16 protein-coding genes are annotated in these 10600 nt (G+C 64.5%); 11 read left to right on the top strand and 5 right to left on the bottom strand.

Annotation, left to right across the window (positions count from 1 at the left end; genetic code table 11):
• The 9 genes from Q319_RS0120645 to rplL form a co-directional block, all read left to right on the top strand.
• Positions 1-385, top strand: a 385-nt coding sequence (locus Q319_RS0120645; RefSeq protein ID WP_483782882.1) for an EF-Tu C-terminal domain-related protein, incomplete at its 5' end; no start/stop codon positions are given.
• Positions 386-461: 76 nt separating this feature from the next.
• A complete protein-coding gene (locus Q319_RS0120640) occupies positions 462-1025 on the top strand; it encodes a pyridoxamine 5'-phosphate oxidase family protein (RefSeq protein ID WP_029484318.1) in 564 nt (187 codons plus the stop codon).
• A 173-nt stretch (positions 1026-1198) separates the two neighbouring features.
• On the top strand, positions 1199-1366 hold the full coding sequence (rpmG, locus tag Q319_RS0120635) for a 50S ribosomal protein L33 (protein WP_029479293.1): 168 nt from the start codon (positions 1199-1201) through the stop codon (positions 1364-1366).
• Positions 1367-1442: 76 nt separating this feature from the next.
• A complete protein-coding gene (secE, locus tag Q319_RS0120630; RefSeq protein ID WP_029484317.1) occupies positions 1443-1622 on the top strand; it encodes a preprotein translocase subunit SecE in 180 nt (59 codons plus the stop codon).
• Complete coding sequence (gene nusG / locus Q319_RS0120625) at positions 1619-2191, top strand: transcription termination/antitermination protein NusG (protein ID WP_029484316.1); 573 nt, start codon at positions 1619-1621, stop codon at positions 2189-2191. Before secE ends, nusG begins: the two co-directional genes overlap by 4 nt.
• Before the next feature lie 177 nt (positions 2192-2368).
• Positions 2369-2803, top strand: coding sequence for a 50S ribosomal protein L11 (rplK, locus tag Q319_RS0120620; RefSeq protein WP_029484315.1), 435 nt, complete (start codon positions 2369-2371; stop codon positions 2801-2803).
• Entirely contained in the window at positions 2796-3491 is a 696-nt protein-coding gene (gene rplA / locus Q319_RS0120615; protein ID WP_029484314.1) for a 50S ribosomal protein L1, read from the top strand. Before rplK ends, rplA begins: the two co-directional genes overlap by 8 nt.
• A 253-nt stretch (positions 3492-3744) precedes the next feature.
• Positions 3745-4338, top strand: a complete 594-nt coding sequence (rplJ, locus tag Q319_RS0120610; protein WP_081846208.1) for a 50S ribosomal protein L10 — start codon at positions 3745-3747, stop codon at positions 4336-4338.
• 81 nt (positions 4339-4419) lie between these two features.
• Complete coding sequence (rplL, locus tag Q319_RS0120605; RefSeq protein WP_029484312.1) at positions 4420-4785, top strand: 50S ribosomal protein L7/L12; 366 nt, start codon at positions 4420-4422, stop codon at positions 4783-4785.
• Between the two features lie 80 nt (positions 4786-4865).
• On the opposite strand, the gene Q319_RS24945 is transcribed toward rplL, so the two are convergent.
• The 5 genes from Q319_RS24945 to Q319_RS0120580 all read right to left on the bottom strand — a co-directional run bounded on the left by Q319_RS24945 (position 4866) and on the right by Q319_RS0120580 (position 7490).
• Positions 4866-5387, bottom strand: a complete 522-nt coding sequence (locus tag Q319_RS24945; protein ID WP_245619420.1) for a hypothetical protein — start codon at positions 5385-5387, stop codon at positions 4866-4868.
• Between the two features lie 29 nt (positions 5388-5416).
• On the bottom strand, positions 5417-5743 hold the full coding sequence (locus tag Q319_RS0120595) for a GIY-YIG nuclease family protein (protein WP_029484310.1): 327 nt from the start codon (positions 5741-5743) through the stop codon (positions 5417-5419).
• Entirely contained in the window at positions 5740-6303 is a 564-nt protein-coding gene (locus Q319_RS0120590) for a DUF2239 family protein (RefSeq protein ID WP_029484309.1), read from the bottom strand. Before Q319_RS0120590 ends, Q319_RS0120595 begins: the two co-directional genes overlap by 4 nt.
• Before the next feature lie 69 nt (positions 6304-6372).
• Positions 6373-6684, bottom strand: coding sequence for a hypothetical protein (locus Q319_RS0120585; protein WP_156039501.1), 312 nt, complete (start codon positions 6682-6684; stop codon positions 6373-6375).
• A gap of 14 nt (positions 6685-6698) precedes the next feature.
• On the bottom strand, positions 6699-7490 hold the full coding sequence (locus Q319_RS0120580) for a hypothetical protein (protein ID WP_029484307.1): 792 nt from the start codon (positions 7488-7490) through the stop codon (positions 6699-6701).
• Positions 7491-7757: 267 nt separating this feature from the next.
• Here Q319_RS0120580 and Q319_RS25830 point away from each other — a divergent pair, with 267 nt between their 5' ends.
• Both Q319_RS25830 and Q319_RS0120570 read left to right on the top strand, forming a co-directional pair.
• The gene (locus tag Q319_RS25830; RefSeq protein WP_051655618.1) at positions 7758-10166 is read left to right on the top strand and encodes a putative bifunctional diguanylate cyclase/phosphodiesterase; all 2409 of its coding nucleotides are present in this window, start codon (positions 7758-7760) and stop codon (positions 10164-10166) included.
• A 106-nt stretch (positions 10167-10272) separates the two neighbouring features.
• Positions 10273-10443, top strand: coding sequence for a hypothetical protein (locus Q319_RS0120570; protein ID WP_156039500.1), 171 nt, complete (start codon positions 10273-10275; stop codon positions 10441-10443).
• Positions 10444-10600 lie beyond the last annotated feature (157 nt).

The raw sequence follows: 10600 nt of genomic DNA, 5'->3' as shown, positions 1-10600 counted from the left end.
TTCCGGTATGGCCGGCGACAACGTCGGCGTGTTGCTGCGCGGCGTCGCTCGCGACGACGTGGAGCGCGGTCAGGTGCTGAGCAAGCCCGGCAGCATCAAGCCCCACACCAAGTTTGAAGCCAGCACCTACGTGCTGTCCAAGGACGAGGGTGGACGCCACAGCGCGTTCTTCGGCGGCTACCGCCCCCAGTTCTACTTCCGCACGACGGACGTGACCGGTGTGGTGGAACTGCCCGAAGGCGTGGAAATGGTCATGCCCGGCGACAACATCACCTTCATCGTGGAACTGATCAAGCCGATCGCCATGGAAGAAGGACTGCGTTTCGCCATCCGTGAAGGGGGCCGCACCGTCGGTGCAGGCGTCGTCACCAAAGTCATCGAATAAGCTTTGAAACTAGGAAGAGGAGACTTTCGGGCTTCCTCTTTTTTGTTGCACCAATGCGGTGCGCTAGCCTGACCGCATGGCAAAACAGTTTGCGGCCATCAGCCCAGAGCATCAGGCCTTCATCGAGAGGCAGCCGATCTTCTTCGTGGGCACGGCGGCGGCGGCGGGGCGGGTCAACGTGTCGCCCAAGGGGATGGACAGTCTGCGGGTGCTGGGGCCAAACCGGGTGATGTGGCTGAACGTGACGGGCAGCGGCAACGAGACCGCCGCTCATCTGCTCCAGCTTCCGCGCATGACGCTGATGTTCTGTGCCTTTGAAGGTGCGCCGCTGATCCTCCGGCTGTACGGCGCGGCCCGCATGATCCAGCCGGATCAGGCCGAGTGGGTAGACCTTTACGCCCAGTTTCCACCGCTGCCTGCCGCGCGCCAGATTTACCTGCTGGACATCGATCTGGTGCAGACCTCCTGCGGAATGGCCGTGCCCCTGATGGACTTGCGTGAGGGACGCGAGAACCTGAACGAGGTTCACCGCAAACTGAGTGACGAGCAACTGGGCGACTACCGCCAGCGCAAGAACGCCCAGAGCATCGACGGATTTTCAACGGGACTGCCTGAATCCGCCGAAGCCCTGCTTTCCTGATCTCCAGAAACGGCGGTGGACAGTCCGCCCGTCACGGTTTATACTCGTGTGTGTTGCCCGCCACCCCGGCGGGCTTTTACCAGCGAATGATCCTGCTCCTCTCAGAATGATGGTGGGCAGGCGCTGGGAGCAGTTTTTCCCTTTATCGGGGGGCTGCGAAAGGAGCGATCACCATGGCGAAAGACGGACCCCGCATTATTGTGAAGATGGAAAGCACCGCCGGCACGGGCTTTTACTACACCACCACCAAGAACCGCCGCAACACGCAGGCCAAGCTGGAACTGCGCAAGTATGACCCCATGGCCAAAAAGCATGTGGTCTTCAAGGAGAAAAAGGTCTGATTCTGGCCCTCTCCAGGCTGCGTACGCTGGCCCGGAGACGCCGTTTCAGCCCCTTTCCTCCTCCGCAGGTGAATGCATGAACTTGATTCAGTACTTCCGTGATTCGCGCGCCGAACTGGCCCGCGTGTCGTGGCCGACGCGCCAGCAGGTGTTTGAAGGCACGCAGGCCGTGCTGATCTTCGTCGTCGCCCTGTCCATCATCGTGTGGGTGCTGGACCTGCTGTTCAGCAACCTGATCCGGCTGGTGCTGCCATGAGCATCGAATGGTACGCCGTCCACACCTACGTGGGCCAGGAAGACCGCGTGGAACAGCACCTGATGGACCGGGCGGGCAAACTGGGGATGCGCGGCACCAAGATCTTCCAGGTGCTGCAACCCAGTGAGAAAGCGGTGGAACTGCGCGACGGCGGCAAGAAGGAAACCGTGGAGCGCAAGCTGTTTCCCGGCTACGTCTTCGTGCAGATGGACGTGGAAGACGACGATACGCCCGGCGAACTGGGCGAATCGTGGGAAGTGGTGCGCGGCACCAGCGGCGTGACCGGCTTTGTCGGCACCGCCACCCGTCCTGTCCCGCTGTCCTACGAAGAGGTTCAGCGCCTGTTGACCTCGGTGGGCGTGGGCGTGCAGCCCAAGGCCGCCGAAGCGCCGCGCGTCAAGGCCGATTTCAAGGCGGGCGACATGGTGCGCGTCACCGGAGGCCCGTTCGCGGACTTCAGCGGCGTGATCAGCGAGATCAACGTGCCACAGGCCAAGGTCAAGGTGCTGGTCAGCATCTTTGGCCGCGAGACGCCCGTGGAGCTTGATTTCAGTCAGGTGGCCAAGTAAGCCCAGCCCCGATCTGATTCACCCGGCCTGCCAGCACTTGGCAGAGGGGGGAGTCAGCGAGTAAAATCAAAAAGTTGCTGTCACTCTGCCCATACGGGCAGCAGAGGCGGAACTTAGCGCCAGCACCCCATCACGTTCTGACAGGACGCGTTCAACCGGGGGAGCTAAGGAGTAGAAATGAAGAAAATTACCGGCATCGTCAAATTGCAATTGCCCGCAGGCAAGGCCACCCCGGCCCCGCCTGTCGGCCCCGCGCTCGGACAGTACGGCGCGAACATCATGGAGTTCACCAAGGCGTTCAACGCCCTGACGGCGGACAAGGGTGACGCGATCATCCCCGTGGAGATCACCATCTTCGCGGACCGCAGCTTCACCTTCATCACCAAGACTCCGCCCATGAGCTACCTGATCCGCAAGGCCGCAGGTCTGAGCAAGGGCAGCCCCACGCCCAACAAGGCCAAGGTCGGCAAGCTGAACTGGGATCAGGTTCTGGAAATCGCCAAGACAAAGATGCCCGACCTGAACGCCGGCAGCGTGGAAGCCGCCGCCAATACCGTCGCGGGAACTGCGCGCAGCATGGGCGTTACCATCGAGGGAGGCCCCAATGCCTAAGCACGGCAAGCGCTACCGCGCACTGGAAGGCAAGGTGGACCGCGACAAGCAGTACACCATCGACGAGGCCGCGGCCATGGTCAAGGACATCGCCACGGCAAAGTTCGACGAAACGGTGGAAGTCCACTTCCGCCTCGGCATCGATCCCCGCAAGAGTGACCAGAACGTGCGTGGCACGGTTTCGCTGCCGCACGGCACGGGCCGCACCGTTCGCGTGGTGGTCATCACCAAGGGCGAGAACGTTGCCGCTGCCGAGGCCGCTGGCGCAGATGTGGCCGGGGGCGACGAGCTGATCGAGCGCATCGCGGGCGGCTTCATGGACTTCGACGCCGTGGTGGCGACCCCCGACATGATGGCGGCTGTGGGTCAGAAACTGGCCCGTCTGCTGGGACCACGCGGCCTGCTGCCCAACCCCAAGAGCGGCACCGTCGGTCCTGATGTGACCGGCATGGTGTCCAGCCTCAAGGCCGGACGCATCGAATTCCGCAACGACAAGACCGGCGTGATCCACGCGCCCATCGGCAAGGCCAGCTTCGATCCGGCCAACCTGAGCGCCAACTACGCCGCCCTGGTTTCCGCGCTGGAAGGGGCCAAGCCCAGCAGCGCCAAGGGTGTGTTCATCCGCACCGTCTTCATGACCACCACGATGGGACCCAGCATTCCGCTGAGCCTCAGCGCCCAGTCCTGATCGCACGGTCCTGATCGTCCAGACCTGAATATCTACTGATCTCTACTGAGGGGGCGGCACCGCCTCTCCCTCACTCCCAACTTCCGGCACCCCGGTGCAATTTTGCGCCTCTCCCCAATTCGTTTCTAGTGCGGCACCCAAGACAGCGGGGACCCTTGCCCGGTTTAAACACCCCGCCGAGTTGCCAGGCTGCGAAGCGCAAACGCGCGAACTTGCACCTGCAAACTTGTTCAACCACGAGGAGGTTCACTGCGTGGCGAATCCCAAGAACGTGCAGACCCTCAGCACCCTCAAACAGAGCCTGAACGAGATCGAGACGTTTTACGTCGTCGACTACCAGGGCCTGAGTGCAGGGCAACTGAGCAAACTGCGCAAAAACATCCGCGAGAAGGGCGGGCAACTGATCGTTGCCAAGAACACCCTGATCGACCGCGCCCTTCAGGAAGGTGGACGCGACTTCGCCGACACCCTCAAAGGTCCCAGCGCCCTGGTGCTGGCCCACTCTGACCCCGCAGGCGTCGCCAAGGCTCTGGCCGAGGCTGCCAAGGGCAACGACAAGGGCATTCCCGCCGTCAAGGGCGGCTTCCTAGAAGGCAACAAGGTGGACGCGAGCGTCGTCAACCGCATTGCCAGCCTGGGCAGCAAGGAAACCTTGCAGGCCGAGCTGGTGGGCGTCCTCAGCGCGCACCTCAGCAACTTCGTGGGCATCCTCGAAGCGTACAAGACCAAACTCGAAGAGGGCGGCGCTGGTTACAGTGCTGGTGCTGGCGACAACGCTGTGGCCGAAGGCGCTGCTGCTGAGAGCGCGGCTGCTGGCGAAAGCACCGATGAAGGCGCGGGCGCTTAAGCGTCTGCATCTTTTCTCAGACCATCTTCAATCCACCATCAATCCTTAAAGTTTTAATTCCACTTCTGGAGGAACACCAACATGGCATACGACAAGCAGGCAATGATTGATCAACTCGGCACTCTGACCATCATGGAACTCGCGGACCTGATCGACGGCCTCAAAGAGCAGTGGGGCGTTACGGCTGCTGTCTCGATGGGCGGCGGCGGCGCTGCGGCGGCCCCTGTGGCCGAAGAGAAGACCGAATTTGACGTGGTTCTGGTGAGCGCCGGGGCCAGCAAGATCAACGTCATTAAGGAAATCCGCGCCATCACCGGCCTGGGTCTGAAGGAAGCCAAGGACATGAGTGAGAAGGGCGGCGCGCTGAAGGAAGGCATCGCCAAGGACGAGGCCGAGAAGATGAAGGCCCAACTGGAAGCCGTCGGCGCAACCGTCGAGCTGAAGTAAGCCTCAACGGGCTTAACCCCGTAACCGGGAGTGCAGCCCCCTGGCCCTTTGTGGTCAGGGGGTTTTTTATGGTCTGGGATTCAGGTTTTGCGCTGCCGCATCGCCTGCCGGACCAGCAACGAGACGTCCTGGCCCAGCCGTTCGGCGTCGTCGGGCGGAAGATCGGCACGGGCTGCCAGCACCAGACGCACACCGTAATCAGGGTCAGCAAGCAGAGCGGTCAGCCATTCTGGCGACAGATCAGGTCGGGCCGCCACCCGCGCACGCACCTTCCAGACGGTATGCCGGGCAAGCTGTCCAAGTTCCGCTGCATCCAGATCGGGATGCCCAGCCACGGCCACCTGAAAGCGGGCATCGGCGTGGGCCAGTGCGTAGCGGCGCAGCCAGTCGGGGGCCTGGGGCTGGGCCACCAGATTCAGCACGGCGTCGGTGGGCCAGCCTTCCAGCAGACCGGGGTGGGCCAGCCGCAGCAGGCTCAGTGCAGGATTGCCCAGCACCTCGGCAGGATAGTCGGCGGCCAGACGGCCCAGCACCGCAGCGGGCGTATTGGGATGACCGGCCACTGCCGCGCGAATGTCTGGCGAAAGCTGTTCGGACAGCACGGTCAATTGCGCCGCCGTCAACGCTGGCGCTAGTACCGCTGCGTGGGGGGAAGGTCCAGTTTCTCCTGCCATAGCGTCAGCAACTCCTTGAGATCGTCCACCGGTTCGTCGCCGGGGTTTTCTGGCTCAATCTCGTCCAGCACTTCAAACACGAAAGTGTCGGGACCATCGGTCTGCCATTCGGCCTGCATGACCCTGTTCGGGTGCAGGCCGTTCTGAAGCTGAAAGCGAATGCGGTTGAGCATCCCGTCCAGATGAAGACTCTGGCCCAGCAGGGTGCGCCCGCTGGGCGTGTGCGTTACGCGGTAGATGCCCATGCGCGGTGTGAAGTCTTTGTACTGGCGCGGCGCAGTCATGCTTTTTCTACGAAAGCGGAAGAGGCCAGATACAGCGCGTGGATGCGGAGATCCTCCGGCCAGTTCTGAAGCTGACTTTCAAAAGCTTGCCCGTCGCCCGCATACAGGGCGCGGGTGGCGTCCTCGTAGCCGGGCAGGTCACCGCCGATCACGCCCAGAAAGCGGTCTGTGGCCGTCTGGGCCTGTTGGCGGCGTTCACCGTCCGGGTCCGCCTTGCGTGCCTCGTCGATCAGACGGCGCAGCGCCGCCGAGGCTCCGCCGCGCTGACCCTCCAGCCACTCCCAGTGCCGGGGCAACAGCGTGACCTCGCGGGCCACCACGCCCAGTCTGGGGCGGCCCGGCCCAGCTTTGGCTGGCGTAGGGACGTAGCGCTCCAGCACGTCTTCCAGACTACCGCGCAAGTCGAAGTCGGTCTGCCGCCCGGTCTGATCGTCGAAGGTCAGCAGGGGTTGAGAGGTGGCCTGTTCCCTGGACTTGAGGAAGGTCAGCACGTCCTGAAGTGGTGCGGTGAGCAGGCGTTCATGGCCCTCGAAAATGGTCAGTGTCGGTGCGTCGGTCATGTGGGAATACTATCCGGGTAGAATTGATCAAGTCAATATCACCCGGATAGTATCAATGGCTTAGCAATGTCAGGAGAATCTGGCCTCTGTCCGCTCTGGTGAAGGCAGCATCCAGCCCAGCAGCAACAGCAACAATCCATAAAGAAGCACATTGACTGCAAATGGAGCGGTCTGCCAGCCAAGCTGCGCCTGATCAATCCTGGCCGTAGCCTCTTCCTGGCCTGTCACTGCCTGAAGGGAGAAGGCCAGCGGCCAGCCTGCTTCCCGCACAGGCGCGGCGCAGGTGGCTCCCGGCGGACACGGCTCCGTCATGCGGTAGACAACACGACTTGCAAACAGGCTGAGCAGCGTGCAGGCCACAGCCAGCATCAGGGTCAGCAACAGCCGCCGCACTCTCACTTCAGCTCACGCCTTAGCCCGGACGCCAGGTCGAACCACTCACGTTCCTGGCGGCGGTAGAGGGCGGTGGCGCGGCTCTCGGTCTTGGCGATGGCGTCCAGCACCGTTTTCGCCTCGGCGGCGCGGCCCTGTTTGACCAGATAAGCGGCGTAACGGGCGCGGGGTTCCTCGGTGGTGGCGGCGGTTAAAGCGTCCTGATAGGTGGCGTCGGCCTGGGGCTTGCCCTGCGTCTCCTGGGCCTGGGCCAGCAGGGTCAGGGCGCGGGTGCGGGTGGCGGCGCTGGTCTTGAGGTCCACGGCGTTCAGGCGGCCTTCCGCCCCGGCAGGATTGCCGCGTGCCAGATCCAGTTCGGCGCTGGTCAGCAGAACCACCGGATCATCGGCGTAGATCCCCCGGAGCAGTGGGTCCAGGGTGGCCTGGGCCTCGTCCCTGCGTCCGGCGCGGGCCAGCAGGGCGGCCAGACCAGCGCGGTTGGCCAGCGTGTCGCTCTCGTCCAACTGCGCCTGAGACTCGCGGATGCGGGTGTCCAGTGGCTTGAGGGCCTCCACGCCGCGCGAGACCGCCTGCCCGGCCACGCGCCCGCTGCCGCGCAGGGACGGGATCAGGACCAGAAAGGTGTAGGCCAGTGCCCCCAGCATGCCAAAGATGCTGCCCAGCAACGCCCCGAAGCCCAGCAGGAACATCCAGAAGATCTGCTGCCGGGTCACGATGGCGTGGACCAGGCCCACCACGGCCAGTCCACGCAGCACGTTGAAGATCAGAGGAAGGTAGGGTTGGATGACGTCCATCTGGACCATGATAAACGGCACGCCGCAAGAAAATAGGAGTGCAGCTCGCCCCATCGGCCACGCCACGGTTCAGGCCGTCCACACAAATGGCCTGACGATGAGAAGATGAGTCTCTTCTGTCCCAGCAGACTCCAGGCAAGAAAGTGGTGACACCGCGTGGCCTAGACTGAGGGCCTATGTTCAGGCCACATCACTTCTGGTCGAGACTGCCCCCACCGCCGGAGGGTGTCCGGGCCGGCGGGCTGTAAAGCGGCAGGTGGAAGACAGATGAAGTCGGCAGATCGGCGGGGACTGAACGTGGCCCTGCTGGCGACGGTCGCCCTCGCGCTGGGCCACCTGGGCTGGGTGGCGCTGCATCCACGCGGAGCAGACGCGGACTGGCTGATGCAGACCTTCTCGCTGGGCGTGCTGTATGCCTCGGCCCTGACCTGCTGGTACGCGGCGCGCAGCACCCCGGAAACGGCCCCAGCGTGGCACTGGATGACGCTGGCGCTGGGCCTCTATGCCGTGAGCGACACCGTGTATGCCGTGCTGGAGTGGCGCAACGGGGCGGTCCCCTCTCCATCGGTGCTGGACGCGCTTTACCTGGGGTTCTACGTGCTGTTCATCCGGGCCTGTCTGGCCCTGCCGCGCCAGCCACTGCGGCGGGCCGAGGCGTGGCGGCTGACCCTGGATGTCGGGATCGTGGTGGGTTCGCTGGCCGTGCTGCTGTGGTACGGCGCGCTGGCCTCGCTGCTGGGTGCGGCGCAGGTGACAGTGATCGGCACCCTGGTCAACCTGTCCTATCCGGTCCTCGGGCTGTGTGCGCTGGGGCTGCTGATGACCCTCCTCAGACGCCACGACCATATCGAATTGAAAGAAAGCCTGCTGGCGCTGGGCCTCACCACTTTTTTGATCGGGGACACGCTGTATCTGTTCATTGAGGCCAACGGCGGTTTCACGTCGGGCATTCCCGAGGAACTGCTGTGGACCTGTGGCGCGCTGCTGTTTGCCGTGGCAGCCTGGAATTCTCGCCGCGCCGCGCCGCTGGGGCCTTCGCTGAGGGCCGTGGCGCACGTCACCGCCCAGATCACCCGCCCCCTGTACGCGCTGACCCCTTACCTGGGCCTGGCCGCCTGTTTTGCCCTGACGCTGACCACCCACGGCGAGGTCACGCTGGCCGCCCACGGCGCGATGTGGGGCACGGCGGGCGTGACGTTGCTGGTGGCCGCCCGCCAGATCGCGGCCCTGCGGGACAACGCGGCGCTGACCGCGCAACTGGCCGCCCTGAATGCCAGCCTGGAACAGCGGGTGGTGGCCCGCACCGCCGAGGTCGAGCGGGGCCGTGCCCAACTGGAGGCCCGCGCCCGCGAACTGGCCTGGCAGGCCCAGCACGATTCGCTGACGGGCCTGCCCAACCGCGCCGGATTCCTGAGCGCGCTGGGCGAGGCGGTAGAGCAGCAGAAACAGAAGGGAAATCAAGCCCCTGCGCTGGCCGTTCTGTTTCTGGATCTGGACGGCTTCAAGGGGGTCAACGACACGCTGGGGCATACGGTGGGAGACCAGCTCCTGATCAAGGTGGCGGCCCGGCTGCGCGGCGCGCTGCGGCCCGGCGAATCCATAGCCCGGCTGGGCGGCGACGAATTCATGGTGCTGACCTCTGGGCCGCCGCAGGCCCGCGCCCAGCAGGTGCTGGATCTGTTCGCCCCGCCCTTTGACCTGGGAGACCGCCCGGTGAGGATCAGCGCCTCGGTGGGCGTCAGCGTCTACCCGGACAGTGGCCGGGACGCCGAGAGCCTGTACATGCACGCCGACGTCGCCATGTACGAGGCCAAGCGCGCAGGCAAGGGCGCGGCACGCGTCTTTATACCCCAGTCCACCCAGGCCCTGCGTTCGCGTGGCGAGCTGGAAGACCGGCTGCCCGGCGCGCTGGAACGCGGCGAGTTCAGGCTGTACTACCAGCCCATCCACGACGTGGCGCGGCAGGTCGTGGCGCTGGAAGCGCTGCTGCGCTGGGACAGCCCCGAACTGGGCCTGCTGTCCCCCAGCCAGTTTCTGCCGGTGGTTCATGACAGCGGGCTGGACGAGGAACTGGGCAACTGGGTGCTGAACGAAGCCTGCGCCCAACTGGCGCGCTGGCATGCGGCGGGGCACGGTGGGCTACGGATGGCCGTGAACATTTTCCCTGCCCAGTTCAGGAGCGCGACTTTTGCCGGGACGGTGGAGATGGTCCTCGCGCGCCACGGCCTGACGGGCGCGGCCCTGGAATTCGAGGTGACCGGGACCCTGCTCAGCGGCAGCGAGGCCCACGCTGCCGGGATGATGGACGCGCTTCAGCGCCAGGGGGTCCGGTGGTCCCTGTGTGGCTTCGGCGTGCAGACCTCGGCCCTGTCGCCGCTGCTGAAGCTGCCTGTCGGGGTTCTCAAGCTGGACCGCAGCCTGATCGGCGCGCTGGACGGGCCACTGGACGGGCAGGAACAGGCCCGCCGCGCCGTGGGGGGCATCACCGCCCTGGCCGGGGCACTGGGCCTGAGCGTGGTAGCCGAGGGCATCGAAACCCGCGCGCAGTGGGCGGCTGTGACCGATCTGGGGTGCGCCTACAGCCAGGGCTTCTGGCTGGGCCACCCGCAGAACGTGGCAAAAACAGCCGAGCGCCTGGGCAGAGCGCCCGACTCCGCTCCGGTCAGACCGTCCTAGATTCCGTCCGCTTGCGGGAGGTCCCGGCTGGCACTCAGATTGGGTGCATCCCGCTGAAATGGGATGATGGTGCATGGCAACAGAACGGGAAATGCTGAGTCAGGTTATGGAACGTCATCTGGATCAGCTTTTAGAAGAGTCTGAGGGGCAGCTCAGCGTTGCTGAGCTGGAACAGACCCTACTCCGCCAGCAGAGTCCACTCATGCGAGAACTGTTTCAGACCCTCATTGACCTGCGCCAGAAGCAGGATTTTTCCCCCTCAGAGCAAACCGACTGACCCGGAGTGGCGCAAGGATGGACGCACGACGCTGCTGATTCACGGCTGTTGGGGAGCCGTGAATGTTCCCGCCCAGACTTGGGAACACCGGATAGATGGACGCCATCTCAGTCTCGCCAAAGATGCCAGCCTGGACAGCAGCGGCTTCACCCCGCAA

The organism is Deinococcus marmoris DSM 12784 (assembly GCF_000701405.1).
GTDB classification, from domain to species: Bacteria; Deinococcota; Deinococci; order Deinococcales; family Deinococcaceae; genus Deinococcus; species Deinococcus marmoris.
Note: the sequence above shows the minus strand (reverse complement) of the source record. Positions and strands in the feature narration are given on the sequence as shown.

Excerpts from the sequence above, each read along its gene's own strand:
- Q319_RS0120580 (WP_029484307.1), bottom strand. The coding sequence starts at position 7,490 with ATGGACGTCATCCAACCCTACCTTCCTCTGATCTTCAACGTGCTGCGT.
- rplK (WP_029484315.1), top strand. The coding sequence starts at position 2,369 with ATGAAGAAAATTACCGGCATCGTCAAATTGCAATTGCCCGCAGGCAAG.
- rplA (WP_029484314.1), top strand. The coding sequence starts at position 2,796 with ATGCCTAAGCACGGCAAGCGCTACCGCGCACTGGAAGGCAAGGTGGAC.
- Q319_RS25830 (WP_051655618.1), top strand. The coding sequence starts at position 7,758 with ATGAAGTCGGCAGATCGGCGGGGACTGAACGTGGCCCTGCTGGCGACG.
- rpmG (WP_029479293.1), top strand. The coding sequence starts at position 1,199 with ATGGCGAAAGACGGACCCCGCATTATTGTGAAGATGGAAAGCACCGCC.
- Q319_RS0120640 (WP_029484318.1), top strand. The coding sequence starts at position 462 with ATGGCAAAACAGTTTGCGGCCATCAGCCCAGAGCATCAGGCCTTCATC.
- Q319_RS0120570 (WP_156039500.1), top strand. The coding sequence starts at position 10,273 with ATGGAACGTCATCTGGATCAGCTTTTAGAAGAGTCTGAGGGGCAGCTC.
- Q319_RS0120595 (WP_029484310.1), bottom strand. The coding sequence starts at position 5,743 with ATGACTGCGCCGCGCCAGTACAAAGACTTCACACCGCGCATGGGCATC.
- Q319_RS0120590 (WP_029484309.1), bottom strand. The coding sequence starts at position 6,303 with ATGACCGACGCACCGACACTGACCATTTTCGAGGGCCATGAACGCCTG.
- rplL (WP_029484312.1), top strand. The coding sequence starts at position 4,420 with ATGGCATACGACAAGCAGGCAATGATTGATCAACTCGGCACTCTGACC.
- nusG (WP_029484316.1), top strand. The coding sequence starts at position 1,619 with ATGAGCATCGAATGGTACGCCGTCCACACCTACGTGGGCCAGGAAGAC.
- secE (WP_029484317.1), top strand. The coding sequence starts at position 1,443 with ATGAACTTGATTCAGTACTTCCGTGATTCGCGCGCCGAACTGGCCCGC.